Annotated in this window: 17 protein-coding genes and 1 tRNA gene; 6 read left to right on the top strand and 12 right to left on the bottom strand. The window is 54.6% G+C overall.

The window, feature by feature from the left end:
• Nucleotides 1-141: 141 nt before the first annotated feature.
• Nucleotides 142-606 carry a chemotaxis protein CheX gene (locus SPK40_RS19355; RefSeq protein ID WP_036755449.1) on the bottom strand — a complete coding sequence of 155 codons (465 nt, stop codon included), beginning with the start codon at nt 604-606 and terminating at the stop codon, nt 142-144.
• 36 nt (nt 607-642) lie between these two features.
• Entirely contained in the window at nt 643-1,089 is a 447-nt protein-coding gene (zur, locus tag SPK40_RS19350) for a zinc uptake transcriptional repressor Zur (protein WP_248144275.1), read from the bottom strand.
• A 140-nt stretch (nt 1,090-1,229) separates the two neighbouring features.
• Between zur and SPK40_RS19345 the strand changes: the two genes are divergently transcribed.
• On the top strand, nt 1,230-1,388 hold the full coding sequence (locus tag SPK40_RS19345; protein ID WP_248144274.1) for a hypothetical protein: 159 nt from the start codon (nt 1,230-1,232) through the stop codon (nt 1,386-1,388).
• A 97-nt stretch (nt 1,389-1,485) separates the two neighbouring features.
• Here SPK40_RS19345 and ypfJ read toward each other — a convergent pair whose 3' ends face one another.
• Nucleotides 1,486-2,376: a KPN_02809 family neutral zinc metallopeptidase gene (gene ypfJ / locus SPK40_RS19340; protein WP_330961591.1), complete on the bottom strand. Its 891-nt coding sequence runs from the start codon at nt 2,374-2,376 to the stop codon at nt 1,486-1,488.
• Nucleotides 2,377-2,893: 517 nt separating this feature from the next.
• Here ypfJ and SPK40_RS19335 point away from each other — a divergent pair.
• A complete protein-coding gene (locus SPK40_RS19335) occupies nt 2,894-4,465 on the top strand; it encodes a S8 family peptidase (RefSeq protein WP_330961590.1) in 1,572 nt (523 codons plus the stop codon).
• 76 nt (nt 4,466-4,541) lie between these two features.
• Here the strand turns inward: SPK40_RS19335 and SPK40_RS19330 are convergent, their stop codons facing one another.
• The 7 genes from SPK40_RS19330 to SPK40_RS19300 all read right to left on the bottom strand — a co-directional run bounded on the left by SPK40_RS19330 (nt 4,542) and on the right by SPK40_RS19300 (nt 18,602).
• Nucleotides 4,542-4,850: a hypothetical protein gene (locus SPK40_RS19330; protein ID WP_330961589.1), complete on the bottom strand. Its 309-nt coding sequence runs from the start codon at nt 4,848-4,850 to the stop codon at nt 4,542-4,544.
• Nucleotides 4,847-6,532, bottom strand: coding sequence for a hypothetical protein (locus SPK40_RS19325; RefSeq protein WP_330961588.1), 1,686 nt, complete (start codon nt 6,530-6,532; stop codon nt 4,847-4,849). The genes SPK40_RS19330 and SPK40_RS19325 overlap by 4 nt, the downstream gene beginning before the upstream one ends.
• Nucleotides 6,508-7,626, bottom strand: a complete 1,119-nt coding sequence (locus SPK40_RS19320; RefSeq protein WP_330961587.1) for a VWA domain-containing protein — start codon at nt 7,624-7,626, stop codon at nt 6,508-6,510. The genes SPK40_RS19325 and SPK40_RS19320 overlap by 25 nt, the downstream gene beginning before the upstream one ends.
• Entirely contained in the window at nt 7,623-10,037 is a 2,415-nt protein-coding gene (locus SPK40_RS19315) for a DUF5682 family protein (protein WP_330961586.1), read from the bottom strand. The genes SPK40_RS19320 and SPK40_RS19315 overlap by 4 nt, the downstream gene beginning before the upstream one ends.
• Nucleotides 10,030-11,127, bottom strand: coding sequence for an ATP-binding protein (locus tag SPK40_RS19310; protein ID WP_330961585.1), 1,098 nt, complete (start codon nt 11,125-11,127; stop codon nt 10,030-10,032). Before SPK40_RS19310 ends, SPK40_RS19315 begins: the two co-directional genes overlap by 8 nt.
• 108 nt (nt 11,128-11,235) lie before the next feature.
• Nucleotides 11,236-14,889 carry a DUF4132 domain-containing protein gene (locus tag SPK40_RS19305; protein ID WP_330961584.1) on the bottom strand — a complete coding sequence of 1,218 codons (3,654 nt, stop codon included), beginning with the start codon at nt 14,887-14,889 and terminating at the stop codon, nt 11,236-11,238.
• A gap of 77 nt (nt 14,890-14,966) precedes the next feature.
• Nucleotides 14,967-18,602 carry a DUF4132 domain-containing protein gene (locus SPK40_RS19300; RefSeq protein WP_330961583.1) on the bottom strand — a complete coding sequence of 1,212 codons (3,636 nt, stop codon included), beginning with the start codon at nt 18,600-18,602 and terminating at the stop codon, nt 14,967-14,969.
• A gap of 376 nt (nt 18,603-18,978) precedes the next feature.
• Between SPK40_RS19300 and SPK40_RS19295 the strand changes: the two genes are divergently transcribed.
• From SPK40_RS19295 to yqfB, 4 genes are all read left to right on the top strand, one after another.
• Nucleotides 18,979-19,302, top strand: a complete 324-nt coding sequence (locus SPK40_RS19295) for a hypothetical protein (protein ID WP_330961582.1) — start codon at nt 18,979-18,981, stop codon at nt 19,300-19,302.
• Between the two features lie 37 nt (nt 19,303-19,339).
• Nucleotides 19,340-19,723 (top strand): hypothetical protein, encoded by a 384-nt coding sequence (locus SPK40_RS19290; RefSeq protein ID WP_330961581.1) that lies wholly within the window; start codon nt 19,340-19,342, stop codon nt 19,721-19,723.
• A 73-nt stretch (nt 19,724-19,796) separates the two neighbouring features.
• Entirely contained in the window at nt 19,797-20,207 is a 411-nt protein-coding gene (locus SPK40_RS19285; protein WP_330961580.1) for a hypothetical protein, read from the top strand.
• Nucleotides 20,204-20,521 (top strand): N(4)-acetylcytidine aminohydrolase, encoded by a 318-nt coding sequence (yqfB, locus tag SPK40_RS19280; RefSeq protein WP_330961579.1) that lies wholly within the window; start codon nt 20,204-20,206, stop codon nt 20,519-20,521. The genes SPK40_RS19285 and yqfB overlap by 4 nt, the downstream gene beginning before the upstream one ends.
• A gap of 87 nt (nt 20,522-20,608) precedes the next feature.
• On the opposite strand, the gene SPK40_RS19275 is transcribed toward yqfB, so the two are convergent.
• Nucleotides 20,609-21,334: a hypothetical protein gene (locus SPK40_RS19275; RefSeq protein WP_330961578.1), complete on the bottom strand. Its 726-nt coding sequence runs from the start codon at nt 21,332-21,334 to the stop codon at nt 20,609-20,611.
• 197 nt (nt 21,335-21,531) lie between these two features.
• Nucleotides 21,532-21,628 (bottom strand) — tRNA-OTHER (locus tag SPK40_RS19270).
• Between the last annotated feature and the right edge of the window lie 88 nt (nt 21,629-21,716).

Below are 21,716 nucleotides of genomic sequence, written 5' to 3'. Positions count from 1 at the left end.
TTCCAGTCTAGATCGTAACCGAATCAAGGAGCAATCTTTTATGCGTCAAATATGCAAAAAGGTGAGGGAAAACAATGCAGCTCGCATCAATAGGTCAGGCCAGTTTGAACTGGCCCGAGAAAAGATGAAATTGGATGGAAATTAGCGGTCGAAACTGATCTCGATGAAGGCTTTGCCGTATTCGGATTCAAACGGCATGATGATAATTGCCCCTTCACTCTTGTGCGTGATCGTGTGACCCCGGCCGGAGACGACAGCGGGTGTGGCCATTTCAAAATCATAGCCTTTTTCTGACAGAATACGTTTGGCGCCGCCGGTGACCATGTTGGTGATTTCACCGACCATGTCAGTGACTTCATCATTAATACCATTCGGACGCTCGCCCAGCATACGCTGCATAATCTCAAGTGCCAGGCCTTCATCAAAAGTGATAGACATGGAGCCCCGGGTTTGCGGTCCCACCATGCCAATCAGGCCAGAGACATCACCCCGGGCGATTTCATCTTTTTTCAGCAGAGGTTTTTGCGGGGCCAGCTCCATTGACGCCATGGTCTTGAGCACATTCAGCAGAGAGGCCAGAAATGGGTTTACAAATTCTGCTCGCATAGGATCTGGATTGCCTTGTTGTTGTACGGAAACGGACTACTTCTTACGTTGGCATGCTTGGCACACGCCGTGGCTTTCTACAACATGATGAGAAATCTGAAAGCCTTGCTGCTGCGCTTTTAGTTTTAGCATTTTTGCCAGTTCATCATCGTGACATTCCTCCACATGACTGCATTCATCGCAAATCAGCAGTTGGGAACAATGGTCAGCATGATCCGGCAGATGACAGGCAATATAGCTGTTTGTGGACTCGACCTTATGAACAAATCCCTGAGCGAGCAGGAAGTCGAGGGCACGATAAACTGTCGGAGGCTTAGCCTGAGGTTCGGACTCCCGCAGCAAATCCAGCAGCTCGTAAGCACTGATCGAACTGCGATGAGACAGAATCAGTTCCAGTACTTTATGACGTTGTGGCGTCAACCGGACTCCCCGTTGTTCACAGAGCAGTTGAGCCTGGTTCAGCAGTTGCATATGATTTGCCATACTTCCTCAAAAAAGCGACTTGCGTCATAGTCTATCATAGCATTTTGAAAACCTATCTCGGTGAGACCCAATCGATCTCATATGGACAAAATTTTCGTGTAACTGATCACATTCGCATCAGTTTCTGAGCTGTTGAAGGGATGAGAAAGACCCCAATTGGTCCGGTTTCAGGCCCACTGGTGCTGCGATTTGCAGACATTTTGCATGGCGGTGGAGGTAAATGCTTCTCATCCGGCATCATGGCATTTCCCGAGTCGTATCCGGAAACGGAAAAAGGTCATCCCCGGGTGTATGCCTGAGTTTACTTTATGTGTGAAGTTGCTTATCTGGTCGGTGTTGACAGTTACGGGTGTTTCGGTTTGGACCGGAACCGGTTTTCCTGTCCTGAATTCGGCTTTATTCCAGGCTCTGGAAAGTATCACAGTCCTTGGGATTGCCGGATGCGAAGCCTTTTTTGAACCAACTGACCCGTTGCGCTGACGTGCCGTGGGTGAATGCATCCGGCTGGACGGCCCGTCCGGCCATTTCCTGCAATCTGTCATCCCCGACAGAACTGGCAGCCTGCAATCCTTCCTCAATATCACCCGGCTCCAGTAACTGCATGTCGTGATGAACATAATACCCCCAGACCCCGGCATAACAGTCGGCCTGAAGTTCGATCATCACACTGAGGCGGTTGGCCTCGGTTTCACTGGCTTGTTGCTGCTGTTGTGCCACCTGTTTATGGGTACCCAGGACATTCTGGACGTGGTGTCCGACTTCATGCGCGATGACATAGGCAAAGGCAAAATCGCCGGGCGCTCCGAGCTTTTTCAGCTCGTCCATGAAGCTGAGATCCAGATAGACCTTGCTGTCGGCCGGGCAGTAAAAAGGGCCGGACTGAGCCTGGCCCATTCCGCAGCCCGTCTGGGTCATGTTCTCGTACAGGACCAGCTGAGGTTCCGGATACTGATCGTTGAGGAGCTGACGCCATACGGTTTCCGTGGTGCCCAGAATGGCGGCGACGAACTGGGCATCTTCATCACGGGCGGGCAGCTTGCTGCCTGAAGAGGTTTGTTGCTGCAGCGGTCCGGAGCCCTGCTGAACCCCGACCATCCCCGGGCCGCCGGTGAAGTATTGGAAGGCCAGATAGAGCCCGCCGACTACCAGGATCAGCTTACCGACTTTAGTTTTCAGCAGAAACGGAATAAATCGCAGTAAAGCTGCCGCGGGGAGGCCGGATTGTGCGGGCCCCTGGCCACGCCGGTCATCAACATTGCTGCTTTGCCGGGTATTACGCCAACGCATGAAGCTCTCCTCAGATCGGTGACGGGAACTCTCTTAGTCTGAACGACAGCAGGGAATTTTGCCTGTTACACACTGAGACATGAAATGACTTCACGGGCAGGACAAAGTGTTCTGCTGATAGATGAAATATTGTGCTTTACAAACCCGGGTCTGAATTGATTTTTTTCTGATGTAAATTTGCAAAGACTGCACTTTGTTAAAAATATGTGTGGATTTTATCGTAATGCGCTGATATTCAGGATAAATATGTTGGTTTAATTCTCTGTCACTATTTTTTTACATCTGAATTCCTGTCAATTTCACTCTGGCTATTTACAACAGCTGCTAATTAAAACAAGACGTTAAGTGATTTTTGTTGTGTCTCGCAACTTGAATGTAATAGCTATTCTCTCTGTTTCAGTCGGAAAATTCAGTATTTCGCACTTATGCATGAGTAATTGATTGCGTATAGCTTTTATTTGTGCCTGCGGTGGTAAGGCATTTCCTCAAAACGGATAAACAGAGAAAGGGAATCATAATGTATAAGACAATGCTAGGTTGCTGTATCACGTCTGCGCTGGCCTTGGCCAGTGTCTCGGTCTGGGCAGCGGACGCTCAGACGGCTGTCAGTGGTGACTATCAGGCGGCGCTGATTCAGGCTGCGCCAGACAAAGCGGTTGCGAATCAGTATATCGTGGTGCTGAAAGAGCCGGCTTTTATCGGCAATGATCAGGCTGCCCGGGCCGAATTCGTCACGCGCACTGTGGAAAGCATGGCTGCAAGTCATGCGGTGAAAGCGGAGCGGGTGTTCGATGCGGCCCTGAGCGGGTTTGTGGCAGCGCTGACGCCGGACCAGCTGGCGGCGCTGCGTCAGGACGGACAGGTTGATTATATTGAACAGGATCAGGTGATCTCACTGGATCCTGTGTACGCGGAAGCCATTGATGCTCAGCAAAGTAATGCGACTTGGGGACTGGATCGTGTCGATCAGCGCAACCTGCCTCTGAATGGCAGCTATGTCGCCCAGTACAACGGTACCGGCGTGACCGCTTATGTCATTGATACCGGGGTGACGACCACTCACAGTGAGTTTGGCGGCCGTGCCCGTTCGGGTTACGACTTTGTGGACAATGACTCCAATGCGACCGACTGTAACGGTCATGGTACCCATGTTGCCGGGACGATTGGGGGAACCACCTATGGTATTGCTAAAAACGTCAGTATTGTCGGCGTCCGGGTGCTGAGCTGTAGTGGTTCGGGTACCACCTCTGGCGTCATTGCCGGTGTGGACTGGGTGAAACAGAATGCGAACGGTCCGTCTGTGGCAAACATGAGTTTAGGCGGCGGGATTTCAACCGCACTGGACAGCGCCATCAACAGCGCGATCAGCTCAGGCGTCAGCTTTATGCTGGCTGCGGGCAATGAGAATCAGGATGCCTGTAATGTGTCTCCGGCCCGTGTTGCCGCAGGTGTCACTGTCGGTTCCACCACCAGCTCAGATCAGCGTTCCAGCTTCTCGAACTGGGGTAGCTGTGTGGATCTCTTTGCACCGGGTTCATCCATTACTTCAGCCTGGTATGACGGCAGCTATAAAACCATCAGCGGTACTTCAATGGCAACGCCGCACGTTGCAGGGATCGGCGCCTTGTATCTGGATGAAAATCCGGGTCTGAGCCCGGCTCAGCTCAGTCAGCTGCTGGTCCTGCGCGGTACGAGCGGCAAAGTGAGCGATACCCGTAATACGGTCAACAAACTGGCGTACAGCGGCACCGACAGCGACGGGGGCGATCCGGGCACCCCGACGGACGGCAAGCTGGAAAACGGCAAAGCAGTAACGGGTCTGAACGGAACCTCCGGCAGCGAGCAGCACTTCTACATTGATGTGACGGCCGGCCGTACGCTGACGGTGAAAACCTCAGGCGGCTCCGGTGACGCAGACTTGTACGTCCGCTTCGGTCAGAAAGCGACAAGAAGCAGCTGGGACTGCCGTCCTTACCGTGCGGGTAATGGTGAAACCTGTACCATTACACCATCCAAGTCCGGCCGCTACTACGTCATGTTGCATGGTTACAGCGCCTATAGCGGTCTGACATTACAGGCCAGTTTCTAAGTCCTATCGGTTCATAATGTGTTTCACTGTTTCGCCCCGGATGTTTATCACCGGGGCGTTTTTTATGCCGGATGTGTCATGGCTCCGCAGACATGTCCGTTGTCAGCAAAGCCAGCTGCTGCCCGAGTGCCTGGCGTTTCAGCAGATGCATCTGCATGACCAGTTGCCGGAACGCCTGTGCCTGTTGTGCCGGGCTCAGCTCGGCATCGGTCAGTTGCGCCGCGAGTGTAGCGAGATCTGAAAAGCCGAGCAGTTCCGCCTGTGTCTGCCATTGCCGCGCCAGCTGAATATTATATGGGGCCGGGGCATTCAGCCCCTGGGCCAGATATCGTTCCGCCCAGAATTGCCAGTCCTGAATGAAAGTGTTGAGGGTCAGTTCAGTCATGCGTGTTCTTTCCGGTTCGCCTGTATCAAGTCGTCATCAATCAGAGAGATGAGCTGGAATGCCGGGATGCCCAGCTCAGTCTGCCAGCGGCCGAACAGGACCATTTCAGCTGTTGAATCCCAGCATTTCTGGATACCCGGGGTTAGCTCACGGGCCGGTATTTCGACGGTAACGGCCTGCCCGCACTGGCTCTGGCATTCTGCCCGCCATATCCCCAGCGACGGGAAAGAGACGAGAGGTTTTCTGCTTGTTGCTGCAACCCAGCCCAGATAATCCCGGTGATCCGAGGCCGTGGGAGCCGCAAGCCGTGCTGCCAGTCTTCGCCACTGGGCCTGAATTGAAATGCCAGGAAGCTCACGCAGCCTCTGCAGCGAAACCGGCCGCAACAGGTTCAGGTGTCGGGTTTGTGAGGCATTGATGCTGCCGTCCTCGCTGGTCGCGCCGGCAAATTCAAATTCCCGGAAGCTCAGGGCGCTGAGCGGGTACCGGCTCAGCTGACAGTCGTGGAATCCCTGATGCGGCGACCACGAAGAGTCAAAACCATGTTTGCGACTTGAAGACACGGTGTAGAAATCTGCCGTCTGCGGATCATAGCAATAGTACCGGAAACCCCGTCCGCCATGCCGGTCATCCCAGTACACCGCATTCAGACCCACGAGCGTCATCTGTGCCTGCGGCCGGTAGAGCCGGCGATGCTGACCGGCCAGCGCACTCAGTGGCTGCGGCAATGTGGACTGACTGAGGGCATTTAAATGCAACAGGGTTTCAGCGATTTGTTCAAGCAGCCGGGTGTGTGAGGCTTGCTGATGTTTTTGCTGCATCAGGCTGAGCGTTGCGGTCACACCGCGGAGCAGGGCCGCCGGTCTGGGCAGGTCAGCCTGATTGAGTTCGGTGCAGTATCCGTTGCCCTGTTCGATCTGTGAACCCAGAAATTCCATGGTCCCGGTTTGAATCAGGGCCTGAAGCCAGTCGAGCGCAGTGCTGACCAGTTCAGCCTGTTCGGGATTCAGGGTATCGAATGCGGCATCTGATTCCGCCGAAAAGGTCTTGTGCTTTACGGAAAGAACCAGAATCGCCAGTGAACGGTGCACACAGGATGTCTCTTTACAGCTGCACAGTACGGATGACCATTCACCGGTGGCGGGCAAGAGCAGTTGAAAGGATTTCTGGCTGTGCAGGCATAGATTCACGGCGCAGTGATCCGCCTGCGGCTCAAACGTGACCAGTACTCCTTTCTGGTAAAGCTTGATCGCCTGCGTGGCATTGCCGCGGCCATAAGCCTGATCGAGGGCTTCACGGGAAGCTATGCACCAGCGTTCGGGCCGAAATGGTTCAGCGGGCGGTGCGTTTTCATTCTCGTTCAGTTCGCGCAGTTTCAGCAGAAAAGCAAGCTGGTGGACACAACTGCCCAACGTGCCGCACTGGCAGCTGAAATGCGCCAGATCGGTATCCGATAAAGTGACGTCAAAACTGTCGATCGGCAAAGTCAGGGGCAATGCCGGGTCGGCCGGGACGATATCCGGATGTTTTTCCGCGATTTTCACGGCCCGGCGGAACAGCCCTTTGCTGGTCCAGTTGATCAGGTATTCATCAGTGAGCTGGCGGGTCCAGTCAGATAAACGCATGGTGTCTTTCTCTTCTGTGTGTTGTGCACTGGCTACCGGATGACATCGGCGACCCATTGGCTCAGGTTTTCCGGTGTCATCGACGCGATCGGCATGTCCATTTTCAGTAAGCGATCAATCACGGAATGGTCGTAACTGGCAGCGCCGTTTGAATCCATGGCGGTGAGGCCAAGCAGAGTGACCCCGGCTTCCTGCATTTTGGCGACCTGCTGATACAGATTGGCCGGGGAGCCGCCTTCGTAGAAATCACTGATCAGCACGACGATGGCGCGGTGCGGCTGGGTGATTTGCTTCCGGGTATATTGCATCGCCTTGCCGATATCCGTGCCGCCGCCCAGTTGAACAGACAGCAGATTTCTGATCGGATCATCAATAAATTCCGACATGTCGACCACCCGGGTATCAAAAAGCACCAGCCGGACATTCAGCACTGATAACCGGCAGAAAATGGCGGCAATCACCGTGGCGTGGATCAGGCTGTTGACCATGGAGCCGCTCTGATCCACCACGAGATGGATGTCCCAGCACACCTGACTGGCCTGGCTTTGGAAGAAAAACATCCGCTCCGGCAGGAGCACCTGCTCGTCCGGCTGATAGTGTTTCAGGTTGCGCATCAGACTGCTGCGCCAGTCCGTCAGCGCGACCGGCATTTTCCGGCTGCTGCGAAACGGCGTGCGCTGGCTGGCAAACGGCGCCTGAACCGGCTGTGACAGAACTTCTTCCAGTTCCGCGCAGACCTGAGTCACGATGGCTTCAATTTCTTTTTCCAGCGACGCCGGGATCTGGGAACGAAAGGCCAGAATGGTCTGTAACAGCCCGATATCTGGTTTCATGGTGGCCAGAATGTTTTTATCCAGCAGCAACTCCTGAATACCGTAGCGTTCAATTCCTTCTTTTTGCAGGATTTCGGCTGCAGGTACCGGAAAAGCTTTCCGGACCTGATTGAGCCAGGTGACCGGTTTCGGCATGCCGGAGGCGGTACCGCCCTGCAGGTCGTTCCCTTGCTGGCTGCCACCCCGGCCATGGTATTCATGGGCATACAGGGTCTCCAGACATTCATCCCGAGCTCTGTCTTCGCCAGTTAACTCATGCGGATGGACATTCCCCAGGATCAGCCGCCAGCGTCGGGACAGCGCGTTGTGAGTACTCATGCGTTGATCCCCCAATGAGTCTGGCTGGAGCGCAGCAGCTCACGCAGCTGTTGCGTGGCAAGCAGTGTGTCTTGTGAAACCGCCGGGGTCTGTACCGGCAAACCCGAGCCGGTATCCGTCAGGCTCAGCTGACTGAAATCCGCAACTTCTCTGGGTGTCAGCTGAGAAAAGGCGCGCCGCAGGGCCGGAAGACAGGTGAGAAAGGTCGCTTCATCGAGCTGTGAGAGCTGGTGGTTCAGCACCGGCAGCAGAGGTTCGGGTTGCAGGAGCTGACTTTTGTTGGTGGTCAGCAGGCCGAAAAGGAAATCGCCGACGGCTTCCGGATCACTGTGTTGCCGGGCAAAAGCCTGTTCCAGACAGGTTTCCAGCGGATCGCTGAGCCGGTCATGCCGGATCAGAACCCCGGCACAGGCGCCGGTCAGCAGGGCAGAGGGAGAGCGGTGATAACTGGCTTCGACGGCATCGATGAAATAGGTTGCCGGACAAAGTTCAGGATACTGGCGTGTCATGAAAGACAGAGCGGCAATCCATCCGGCACAGGCTTCCGTCGGGTAGCTGTTATCGAGGCGTGGCAGACGGGTACAGATCCGGATAAAGGTGTGCCGGATTAAACCTGCCAAATCGTCGGTGGAGACGGCACTGAATATCCCGCCGCCGTGACTGCAGGTCAGCAGCATTTGCAGCGACTGATGCAGGGCCGCAAGATCGGTTTCCTGTTCCAGCAGTTGCTGAACCCGGTGAAAAATCGGACGCAGCCATTGCTGGACGCCCATTTGCATCGCCTGAAGCAGCAGAGACACCATTTCAACCGAACCGGGATCTTCCTGCTCGAATGCAACTTGCAGCTTGTGACGGGCGGCATCCACAATGCTGGCACCCAGATGGCTGGATTCGATCAGCGCCGCGTCTGTTTCTGTCTGCCATTGGCACTGCCAGCGCTCCCGGACCAGATGCAGCGATCCGGGATCGCTGGCATCCGGCCCGGCAATCAGACGGGCATAAGGGATATTGAGAAAATTCAGCCGGTGCAGAAACTGGGACACCGCCCTGTGTTTCGGCTTACGGTAGATCGACAACTCTTTTTTCACCGCCCCGGCCAGAAAATCTCTGGGCAAACCGAGTTGTGCAGTGAGCATGCGGAAATCCTGAATTAAAGGTGCGACTGGCAGCCCGGCAGGCACCCGGCCAATCGCTGGCGCATCAAAATAATCATCCAGCCACTGGCGGAAAAAGGTGTCCGAAGGCTGGTGGGACTTCAGCAAGGTAGCCGTGAGCGATTCGCGCAATTCGGTGCGTCCGGCCGGAATGCCGCGTAAATTTGCCAGTTGCTCGGTCATGACCAGCGCGTCGGTCAGTTGCGGCAGCGCCACGGGGTAGTTTTTCTGCTGCAGGAAGGCCATGAATCCGGCCGTCAGATCGGTATGGTAGCGGCGTGTGAAATCACCGGGCAATTCAGCTGGTTGCCGGGACAGCCGTTGCCAGAGCTGGTGGTAATACCCGCAATCGGTCAGGCCCGCCGGATACCCCTGTTTTTTACTGAAACGGTTTAAAGCATAAGGGATCAGGTGGGAGCCGGACTCCCAGTGTCCGGGCAATGGCTGGCGTGGCGGCACTGAGACCGAATCCGCTCCGCCGGATGCCAGAAAATGCGCAATGCCCAGACAGTGATAGCCGCCGCAGACCACCAGCACCCGCTTGCCTTGAGCCAGAAAAGGCCGGATCTGCTGTGCCATGAACTGTTCGCGCTGCAGGGTTTCCGGGTCGCTGTCGACAGAGAGGTTTCGCATCAGCAGACAAAACTGGTGCATCTGCGTGAAAAATTCATCCGGGGAAGTATGACCCGCAGATTCGAAATGGCGATCCCACCACGGGTCGAAATCGTCGCAATCACTGTCGGCCAGCAGGGCCGCGAGATATTCGCCCTCTTCCAGTTTTCTGTTGTCGTACAGCAACTGATCCCGTTCAGCATCGGCTGCCGTATCAGTTGCCCGTGTGGCATAGGGTAAATCAATAAACTGGCAGGGAACCTGCGTTTGTTTGGCCATCCGGATGGCCTGCCATTCCGGCGACATCTCCGCAAACGGTATAAAGACCCGGCTGGATTTGAGTCTTGGCGGTGAAGGTTCGTCCGTCTCTTTGTCAGGTACCGGCGAAAGGTCGGATAAGGTGTTATCCCGCAGATAGCTGTAAATCGCCAGCGGCAGCTGCGTCTGTTCATCCTGCAGAAAGGGGATTAGGAAACTGGCATCCTGCGGCCCTTCAATCAGTACCACCTCAGGCTGATGTTGTCTGAACAGACGACCAAGCTGCCAGCTGCACATCGGGCTGTGGTGACGGACCGGCGCCCAGATCAGCTGCGGGTTCGCATGCAGGGCCGCCAGGCAGGCCTGTAATCCGGACGATTCAGCCATGGTTCTGACACCCGGCCAGAAAGGCCTGCCAGTGGGGTTCGTCTGCCCGTTTGCGCCTGATCACCCGGATATAGTCCTCGAAACAGGCGCGGTCTTTTTCATTGTCCTTGATGATGGTGCCGAGCATAAAGGGGGGCAGATGCTCGGCGGAGACTTGCTGATCGCCGAAATAGTGACTGCTGATGGCCGCGTTATAGGCAACGTTCATCGCTTCGGCCAGCGACAGCAGGGTGGTCGGTGAGGTCACGGCCAGCCCGGAGACATTGCCGTTGCGCAGCTCATCAAAGACGGTGATCAGCAGCTCGGTGGTATCCAGATCAATCTGAACATCCAGGGCGTCCTGCTGAAGACGACGGTTGACCTGAGTCATCACCAGCTCTGTCTTTTGTTTTTTGGTGCTGATGGGTTGCAGGGTTTCAAAGTTGAAGCGGCGTTTCAGTGCCGAAGACATCTGATTCACACCGCGGTCATGCAGGTTGGCCGTCGCAATGATGTTAAAGCCGGGCTGGGACAGCATGTAGGCTGCGTCGCTGTCTTTGAGTTCCGGAATTTGCAGGATGCGGTCGGACATCACCGGGATCAGGTTGTCCTGAACTTCGGTCGGGCAGCGGGTGATTTCCTCAAACCGCATCAGCTGCCCTTGCTGCATGGCCTGAAAGAGCGGGCCGGGCACCATGGCCGCCAGACTCGGACCGTCCTTGAGCAGTGCGGCATAGTTCCAGCTGTAGCGGATATTTTCCTCAAACAGTCCGGCACTGCCCTGAACGGTCAGGGTACTCTGGCCTGAAATCGCGGCGGCAAGCAGCTCTGACAGCAAGGATTTCGCGGTACCCGGCTCGCCGACCAGCATCAGCCCCTGTTGGCTCATTAAAGTCACAATGGCACGTTCGACGACGGCGTCATTGCCGTAAATCTTGCGGCTGATGGTCGTACCCTGAACCGGCTCGTTGTTGCTGCCCAGAATGAAGGTACGGACCATACGCGGGCTGAGCTGCCAGCCTGCAGGTTTCTGGCCCGGATCGGCGTTGCGCAGGGCAGCCAGCTCAGCGGCATACAGGGTTTCTGCAGGGTAACGTTGTGCGTTTTGCATCGGTATTATCTCGTCGAAAATGGCTTGTGGCACAGGTGTTGTTCACCAGAGCGCCGTGGTTCACATTCAAACACCGTCAGCAGCCCAGGGCTGACGGCTCGGTCCGGATTACCGGAAGGCGTTTTGAGCTTCCAGCAGCAACTCGCGGGCAATCCGGACTGGCAGGTCGTCGACGGCCAGACGCAGGTTGGCGTATGCTTTGTCCTGCAGGTCATCGTAGACGTAACTGCCCCGCGGCAACTGACCGGTACGGTAAAACTCAATGGTTTTGGCGGTGACCCTGGGTTCATCGCTTTCGTAGCCGTCACTGCTGTGCCAGATGCCCTCATCGAAGGTGATTTCAATCCCGACACTGAGGCCGTCCAGCTCTTTGTAGATTTCGTCAAAAGAACCGGCATCCCGTACGGAGCCAACTGACCAGCCGTTTTTACGCAGCCGGTTGATCACGGTCGAGGGCGATTTGCGGCCGAAGCCCGGCACTTTGTACTGATTGCTGGTGGCGGGTTCGAGCCGGACAATTTCCCGTGTCAGCTGGTCAAACAGCGGCGTCAGGTTCCAGTCGTTCATATAGCTTTGCCAGTCGCCCAGTTGCGGGTCAGACAGCTCTGTCGGATGGACCAGGCCGATTCTTGCATCGGGCTGAATCGTCACCGGTTCATCCGCTGTATCGACAGGTTCCGGATTCGGCAGGAAAGTGCGGATGAGCTGATCATCTTCATAGACGCCCCAGATCAGCTGACCGGCAATCTTGTGCATCACCGGATTGCCCAGAAAGAGTGCGTGCCAGCGCTCAAAGGACCAGGTCCGCCAGGCGACAAAGGCATCTTCCATGCGCTTCACCTGCAGTCCAACCATGTCTTTCAGCAGCTTTTTCAGGGTGTTGAAGTGTTGTTTGGCTTGCACTGCCTGCGCGGCGTCATCGCCCTGTTTCGGCTTAGGCAGGGTTTTGCTGAGTTTGCCGTCTGGTTTGCGGATGACAAATTTCAGATCGTCATTGAGAACCAGCGACAGCGTCTGACCGCAGTAGTCGAGCGGAATGTGGTCGCCGTCGAAACCCAAATCGTCCACCAGCTGATCGCCGAGTTCATCCGGGCTGATCCCGGCCTGTCTGGCACCGATGGTAAAAGCTGCCCGGGCCGCATCTTTCACGCTTTGCTTTTTGCTGTTGCGGCTGATGCGGTCAATGGCCATGAAGGCGACCTTCTGGCCACTGAGTCCCATGCGTTTCATCGCGTACCCGGCCAGCTGGTGTTTCGAACCTCCGGCAAATTTTTCAAGCCGTGTTGCCAGTGCGGTTATCACACTGGCATCACCATGGATGGCCGGAATCGACAGCAGCCATTTGTTTTTGTTCGTGATTTTGTCGACGTAGGCACTGAGGATACTGTGCGCAAATTGTGCCAGCGAATCCGGAGTGAAAGTGCCGGCAATCGCGTTCGCTTCCTGACTGCTGTGGTCGCCGTCGTGATGCTGATAAATCAGGCACAGTTGCATGGCGGCATCGGCTGACGGCTTACCATCCCTACGTTCCGGCAGAGTCAGCAGGCTGAAATCAACCGGTGATTTTTTCGGTTGGTGATAGTTGTCGGCCAGATAGGCATCCAGATCAAATCCGCCTGCTGCATTGGTGTCCGCAGAATTGGTATAAAGGCTGCAGAGATCAATCTTGCCGTGTTCGATCAAGAGGGCGCGGGAAGCGGCGGTACTGACCTTATCCAGTAACTGACAGGCGGTTGGCGTATTCACGCCAGACGCACAGATGAGTTCAATCGCATGCACTTCCTGCGGGGCACTGAAGGTCGTCAGGTCTTCGATCATCTGATTCATGACGGTAGCCCGGATCGGATGCGGTAACGCCAGAATGCACTCCTTCACCGCGGCAATGGCGCCTTTGTGTTTGTCTTTCAGCAGGGAAACCAGCAGCTGCGCTTCTTCAATAGTCGTGAGCTGGCCTTTGAAAAACGGCAGCACAATGGCTCTGAACCGGGGGGACAGGGTTGACAGCCGTTGGACCACAGCCACGCCATGCTGATGCAGATACTGCAGTTCATTGGCTGCAATATGACGCCGGAATCTGACGTTGCGCCATTCATATTCGTCTGAACGGCGATCGTTGATTTCAGCAAATGTTTCGGCAAAGTCGGCGTAAACCGGGAAAGCGATGGCCTGGTATTCAGGTCGCTCCAGCACAATCGCTGAGATCAGCCGCTGCGGGGTCGCTGTAAATTTTCGTTCCGCAGCCTTGAAGAAGTCGGCGAAAAGCGGGTCATTTTTTCCGTTCAGCATGACCCGGGTCAGGCGTTGCAACTGCAGATCTTCCAGATAGCAGACTGGCGGGAACTTGCTGTCTTCCGCAAGCTGAAGTGCAAGCGTGCCGATTGCTGCTTCGTGTTTCCCGGTCAGCAGGTATTCAGCGAGCAGCTCGGCATCCTGAGCATTGGCTGTCAGCGCCGGGCTGAACGATTGAATCCACTGCCGATCGCGTTCGGCTTTCTGAGCCGCCAGCTGATCGTCAGCGGCGAGCCGGTTGAGCGTGTAATAACCCCGAAGTGCGACGGTATTATCGCGCGGTTCGAAACTCTCCCAGATGGTTTGGGCGCCGTAGGTTTCAATCAGAGCTTGCAGAATCTGATCGTGCGGGTTGGGTTTTCGGGCATCGGCCGGTATGCGAGAGAAAGAACAGGCATAGTGTTCGATGCTGTAGCGGACAATGAATGCAATGAGTGGCGCCTGAATGTCCGGATTCGCAGCAACGGCCTGATTGAGTTCTTCAAGAACCTCACGTTTGCTGGACCAGCGGCAATCGGGGAAGCCGCCTAATTTGAGCTGTTTCTTAAACCAGAGCGAAGGTTCCAGCCGAAAGACGAGTTCCTTCAGATGGTTGGCCGCAACAGACTGGTGGACGATGGGATCCTTGCTGTCACTGAGAAAGTGGAATAAATCGGTGAAATCCTCGTCGGCTTCCAGCAGCGTAAATGCGGCCTGCTGATGATAGAAAAGAGGCTTCCGGTGCAGATGCGCCCGGATCAGCGCTGGGGTCTGCTCCCAGTCGCCCCGTCCGCGCAGCAGCTCGGTGAGTCCTGTGATTGCCTCGACCGGCAGTGCAGCCCTGTACTGGCTGATGTCGTTCTTGTCCAGCGCATCGGCATCGGGAAACGAATCACAATTGGCATAATCACTGGTTAAATCCTGCAGATAAGTGATCAGCGCTTCTTCAAAGTGCGCGGCGTCACGCCGCGCCAGCGCCTGTCTGATTTCAGGGAACAGGACTCCCCGGCAGTACAGGTGGTGGGGGCCGTGATAGTGTCCTTTGGTTTTATGGCGCTCATCGGCGAAGAACTGACGCAGGTCATCTTCTCTGAAGATGGCGCGGAGATGGCTGATCCCGGCATCACTGCCGAAATAGTCGGAGAATATCTCCGCCATGAGCGTAAAATCGGCTCTGATGCAGTCCTGAAAAGTCGGCATGACGGCGCGGAGTTTTTTGATTCTGACACTTTTGAGCCATTGCTGATTTTCGGTCGACAGGATCAAGGCGTGCAGAAATCGGGCAATGTGGTCCGGAGTATCGTCCAGCGTCTCCAGGGTCTGGTTGAGAAAGACTTCTAAATCAATGGGCGATAAGCAGGGCGTGACCTGGAATTGGTTCAAACCGGCATCGCTGTATACAAAATCCCGGATCTGGCTGATGACCTGCCCGGCTTCCGGCTCATCGTACAGCGGATTGTCCCGTAGCTGATCGAGTACCGTGCTGATATTCATTCTTTTGTCCTGAGCGTGAGTAAAACGGAGAAACCAGCCAGCCCGTCAGGTGAGGGCTGGCTGGAAGAGACGCAGTGTTACAGGAAGGCTTTCTTGGCTTCCAGCAGCAGCTCGCGGGCAACCCGTTCCGGCAGGTCGTCAGCTGTCAGGCGAAGATCGGCGTATTCTTCTTCCTGCAAGTCATCGTAGATATAGCTGCCCCGGTGCAGACGACCGGTGCGGTAGAACTCGACGGTTTTCGCGGTGACTGTCGATTCATCACTTTCGTAGCCGTATCCGCCATGCCAGACACTTTCATCAAGGGTGATTTCAATGCCGACGTTGAGCCCGTCCAGCTCTTTGTAGAGTTCGTCGAATGAACCACCGTCGCGCACGGAACCGACCGCCCAGCCGTTTTTACGCAGCCGGTTAATGACGGTGGATGGCGACTTGCGGCTGAAACACGGCACATGGTACTGATTGCCCGTGGCCGGTTGCAGTTCGACGACATCCCGCGACAGCTGGCCGAACAAAGGTTCCAGATTCCAGTCGTCAAAGTAACTCTGCCAGGCTTCCAGTTGTCCGGAAGACAGTTCGGTTGGATGGACCAGCCCGATGTTGCCGTTGGCCGGGAGGTCGACCGGTTCATCTTCCATGTCGACCGGTTCCGGATTCGGCAGGAAGGTACAGACCAGCTGGTTATTTTCGTACACCCCCCAAACCAACTGGCTGGCAATTTTGTGCATCACCGGATTCCCCAGAAACAGAGCCTGCCAGCGGTCGAGGGACCACATCCGCCACGCCACAAAAGCATCTTCCATGCGTCTGACCTGCAGGCCGACCATGTCTTTCAGCAGCTTTTTCAGCGCGTTGAAATGCTGTTTGGCCAGCTCCGCCTGCTCGGCATCATCGTCCTGCTTGGGTTTCGGCAGGGTTTTGGTGAGTTTGCCGTCTGGTTTGCGGATGACAAATTTCAGTTCCTCATTGAGGATCAGTGACAGCGTCTGACCACAGTATTCGAGTGGAATCTGGTCTCCGTCAAAGCCCAGATCGTCTACCAGCTGATCGCCGAGTTCGTCTTTGGTGATCCCCGCTTGCTTCGCGCCGATGACAAAGGCTTCGTTGGCGGCATCTTTGACACTTTGCTTTTTGGTATTGCGGCAGATGCGGTCGATTTCCATGTAGGCCTGCGTCAGGCCGCTGAGCCCCATCATTTTCATCAGGTGACCGGCCAGCTGGTGCTTGGAACCGTTGGCGAATTTTTCCGTCAGGGCCGCCAGTGCTTTCATCACGCTGGCATCACCGTGAATTGCAGGGATCGTCATCAGCCATTTATTTTTGGCGGTGATTTTCGGGCCAAATCCGCTCAGCAGGCTGTGTGCAAACTGCGACAGAGAGTCCGGCGTAAAGGCGCCTGCAATCGCGTGGGCTTCCTGGCTGACGCTGTAGCCTTCGTGGTTCTGATAGATCAGGCACAGCTGCATGACGGCGTCGTCTGCCGGTTTGCCGTCGGTCCGTTCCGGCAGGGGCAGCAGACTGAGATCGAGCGGCGCTTTTTTCGGTGCGGTATAGCTTTCCGCCAGATAGGCATCCAGATCAAACTGACCCCCAGCGCCGGTATATAATTGCGTGAAATCGAGATTGCCTTGTTCAACCAGCAGGGTGCGGGAAGCAGTCGACTGAACCCGTTCCAACAGCTGACGGGCCATGTCTGAATCAATGCCTTGGTCACACAGCACTTCAACCGCATGGACTTCCTGCTGCGCATTGAAGGTCGCAAGTTCGGTCAGGATTTTCTCGCGGACGGTCTGGCGGAGTGCCTCCGGCAGGGCGTTCAGACACGCCTTGGTGGCTGTAATGACCCCTTTCTGTTTTTCTTTCAGGAAATCAACCAGCAACAGGGCTTCTTCGGCGACGGAGATCCGCCCTTTCAGCATGGGCAGCAGAATCCCTTTATATTTGGCGGACTGTTTGGAGAGCTGGTGCACGCAGGCCATACCATGCTGCATCAGATATTCCAGTTCTGCTGCGGCAATGTGGTCGGTAAACTCGATCCCCTGCCAGCGATAACTGTCATCCCCCAGCTCATTCCGCTCCGCAAAAGATTCGGCGTACTCGGCGTAGGCTTTGAAAGCGATGTCGTGATAGGCCGGTTTTTCAAGCACCACGTCTGAAATCAGACGTAACGGTGCTGACGTGAACAGCCGGTGAGCACCCATCAGATAGCGCGGGAAGTGTTTGGTGTTTTTGCCGTTCAGCATCACTCGGGTGAGGCGTTGCAGCAGTGGGTCTTCCAGATAACACACCGTCCCGAAACGACACTCTGGATTGATCACTAATTTGCTGATCTGGCTTTCGTGTTCTCCGGAGAGAAGATAATCAAACAGTAATTGAGCATCTTTGTCGTTTTGGGTGAACCGGGCACTGAGCCCTTCCAGCCACTGGCGATCATAGGCGTTTTTCAGTTCGGCCAGGCTGCCGTCTTCTGCCAGGGAGGCGAGGGTGTAATACCCCAGCCGCTGCTCAATAATGCTTCTGGGCTCGAACGTCTCCCAGAGGTAGCGGGCACCATACTGCGAAATCAACGTGCGGAGCAGCTGATTATGCGGGTTGTTTTCCGGCGTGCCTGCCGGTGTACGTCCGAACGCGCAGTCGTAATGTTCAAAGGTGTAGCGCAGGGTAAAGGCAATGAGCTGATCTTTTTTGTCCGGGGCAGCCTTGATTGCGGCGGTCAGCTCCTCCATCACCTCATCTTCATCAGACCAGCTGCAATAGTGGTAGCAGTCCTGCAGGAAATGCTGCTCAATCCATACGTTCGGGTCCAGTAAAAAGACCAGCTGCTTCAGATTGTTGGCCGCACCGGACTGCAGGATAATTTTGTCTTCACTATTGCAAATCCAGCGGAACAGGGCACAAAAATCCTGATCGGCTTCCAGCAGGGTATAAGCGGTCCGGTCATGTTTATAGATGGGTTCGCGATTCAGATGGCTGCGGATCAGCTCCGGATCCTGATCCCAGTCTCCCTGTCCCTGCAGAAGCGCGGTCAGTGCCTGAATGGCTTCGGGCGGCAGCGAAGTCCGGTATTGGTTGTTGTCCCCTTTGCGTTTTCTTCTGCGTAAGTTGGGAATGTAGCTGGCATTGGCATAATCGTGTGCCAGCGCCTGCAGGTAAGTGAGCAGCAGTGCTTCGAAACGGGCCGGATCTTTTTCTGCCACCGCCTGTTCGAGCTCAGGAAACCACACATAGCGGCAGTACAGATGATGTTCATCGTTGTAGTGCCCGTCTGTTTTGAGGTGGTCACTTTGGAGAAATTCTCGGACTTCGGTTTCTGAGAATTCCTTCCTGAGTCGTTCGATCCCATCTTCTGCATCATACTCATCGGCGAAAAGGCGCTGCATCAGTTGAGACGGAGACATGATGTAGTCATGGAAGGTCGGCATCCACTGTCTTAGTTTCCGGATGTTGACGCTGGTGACCCATGACTTGTCTTCCATCGACAGGGCCAGCGCGTGTAAATACCGGGCGATCTGTTCCGGGGTATCTTCCAGGTCTTTCAGATTTTCCTTGAAGAACTTGGACATGAAAAATCCGGGCAGGGTCGGATTCGGTTGAAAATCGGTGTAGTCCATGTCGCCGTAGACAAAGTTGCGAATGTTGATCGCACTTTGCTCGGGAACTAAGCGCTGGTAGTAGCCGCTCTCTCGCAGTGCGTCAATCACCTGACTGATATTCATTGTTTGTCCCTTAGAATGCTTCATTTGCCGTGTTTTTCAGGCAAACGGGTGGGTTCTGCTGTATTGGATACAGCTATTCATCATTGTCTTCTGTATTAGTAAAACGTCAGAATCTATAAAACCTTGTGCACGGTGCCGTGATGAAGTGCCTTTTTTTGAATAGAGCTCGCAAAAAACTCAGATAACCGATTGTCTTTATTTATCTTTTCAATATTGGTCGCCGCTCGTAACTGTTTTCATTTATTCCGATTCCGAAGGACGTCGGGATCTCAGAGGATGGTTTACGATGCGGCAGGCCGGCATACATCACATCGAGTCGAATTCGCAACACGCACAAACGCAGGGGCCCCAACGCGCACAGCCACGAGGCAATAAGGTGAGTCTGTCCCGGCTGTTTCAGCTGATCATCGGCGGTGGCCTGCTGGTGATGGGCGCTTATGTTCTGATGCTGCTGGCGCTGAACCTGAACGACTATATTCAGGAGTTTCCGGGCAGCCCGGTGCATCAGTACCTGATTGATACGCAGGAACAGGGGTTCTTTCTGGCTTTTGGCAGCCATGAAATCAGAGTCTCGCAGTCGTTCATGAATATCATCGCTTTGTTCTTCGGTTTTTATATTCTGAAAATCTGGATCAGTGTCGGAAAGATCCTTGTGCAGTCCGGGAAATTCCTGCTGGAAGAGAAAAAGGATCAGGCTTGATCTGATGAGATCGGGTGCGTGAAGAAAGGATCGAGGTATGAACAGACTGCGTCAATATCGACGGGTGATTTACATTCAGGTCGCTCAGGATCAGGTGACGGTCACGGATGCCAGAACCGGAAAAAGTGCCACGGAAATTTCGCAGGCCCCTTTTTCCAGCCGGCGTTTGGCTGTCGGTCACTTTTACCTGGCGGCTGATACGCTGAAGCGTGCTTACCGGCAGGTGTACCCGCGCTCTTTCTCTTTTCTGGAACCTATCATTGTGCTGCATCAGCAGTATTTATGTGAAGACGGCTTATCCTTGGTGGAAGAAAGGGTTCTGCTTGAACTCTCGGGTTTGATCAAAAGCCGTCACCGTTATGTCTGGCAGGGAGACCCATTGTCTCCAGCGCAGTTACTGGCAGGGGAATATCAATCATGATGCAACAGCGCTTTACTGACAGGCACCGCAGGTTTGCGGTGGTTGAACCGCTGAAGTTTTGCACTGCGAGTTGATGAACATGAAATGGTCTGCGTCGTATTGCCTGAATGCCATGGTCCCTGTTTTCCTGATAAGTCTGCTCATCCCTTTCGATGATCTTGTGATGTTACTGGACCCGCAGGCGCTTTGTTATGTCGTTGCTGTTTCTGTTGCCGGTTATGCGGCTTCACAGGGGAAATCATTTCAGGAAAAACTGGCCTGTGCGGAGAAAATGGCCTGGGTCAGTGGCTTTTTTGCGGCTCTGATTGGGCTGGTCCGGACCTTCACGTCCTATGATATTGTGACAGGCGCGATGACTGATGCGTCGGCAATTCTGGTGGGGATAGCGGTATCCGTGCTGCCTCTGATTTATGCAGCCGGGATTGCCATGTGCCTGACACCACTGAAACACACCGATCAATCTGAATTCGGGAGACATCGATGATTGCGACCACGACCATGACATTTTTCGCCCGTTTTGAAGCCGATATTCTGTCGGGCCGGAAAACCATCACCATCCGGGATGTTTCTGAAAGCCATTATGTGCCGGGAAGTGTTGTGCAGGTCTCAACGCTGGAAGAGGGCCGGGACTTTTGCCGGCTTGAGATTCTTTCCGTCGAACCCATTTTGTTTCAGGACTTGTCTGAATTTCATGCCCGGCAGGAAAATATGACGCTGGCTGAGCTGAAAACCGTGATTCGGGAGATTTATCCGGATGATGATCAGCTATATGTCATTACTTACCGGCTGGTGCCGTGATTCTTTCCTGAGTAGGCAGGTGGGGCAGGATATCAGAAGCCGTGCTTCAGAAAAGCCCGTCTGACAGACGGGCAATTCCGAGGGGGTTTATTCCAGCGGTAGACCTTTCACTGACAGGCCTTTCACTGAACTGACGGCCGCATCGGATTCCGTCAGAGCGACATGGACTTTCTGACCTGTGTTGGTGGCCAGATAAGGCGCCGATGCAGCCACCAAAACCGGGAATACCCGACGGAGATCGTCACTGGCATCTGAACTGGTCGCTGTGGTTTTCCACAACGGAACCGGTGTTTCTGAGCGGCTGTTTTTGTCGAAAGCAATGCCTTCGATCTGGACATATTTCAGGTAAGTGGTTTCGGAAGCTGTGTAAGTCTGATATCCCGTGATTCCGTAGGACGGGGTGTTCATTGTCGTCCCGGTCTGCGATGTCATACTGCCGAATGTGCTGGTGGTCTTGTAGCTGTTAGCAAAGGCGACGCCGGTTTGTCCCCATGTCGGCAGCTGATACGAATAGTGCTGGGTTTGGGGTTCACCAATGCCGTAAGACAAAAAGATCGCCTGTTCCGCGGATTCAGGGGTGGTTGCGGCAACGTAGCCTTTGGCTTGCAGCACCCGCACCAGATAAGCCGAGTATTCTCTGAACTGAAGTTCATTCACCGAAACCCCCGCATTTCCGGGCAGCAGTACATAGGTTTTTTGATGCTGCGCTGTACCGGATGTCAAAGAATCAACCACCACGTTGAATGTCGGCTGTCCAAGGGTCGAGCACCCTGAAAGTCCCAGAAACAGGACCAAAATCAGTAAATGTCGCATGTTTTTCTTAGGTTTCTACACGTCAGTAAAATTTGAGGAAAGCATATTAATCAAAAGCATGGGCTGAAAACACGAAGAATACAGGGAACGAAAGTGCTTGATTTTAGGGATGTGATTCAAGAAGGATAACACTCGACAACTGGTACCCGGAACGGAAACGGTATTCGCTAACCCGGTTGCTCCAAAGCAGAGAAATGTGGCGGAGGGAGCAGGATTTGAACCTACGGAGCGCATGGTAACACTCAATATCCTGTTGAAGAAGATACTCCCTTTAGACCACTCAGGCACCCCTCCGCGATGGGTGTATTTATATCAATTCAATTTCATACCATCCAGCGGAAATATCCTGAATAAACTCACTGGTCACAAATATTGCTGATTG

The organism is Photobacterium sp. 53610, assembly GCF_036409375.1.
Classification (GTDB): domain Bacteria; phylum Pseudomonadota; class Gammaproteobacteria; order Enterobacterales; family Vibrionaceae; genus Photobacterium.
Note: the sequence above shows the minus strand (reverse complement) of the source record. Positions and strands in the feature narration are given on the sequence as shown.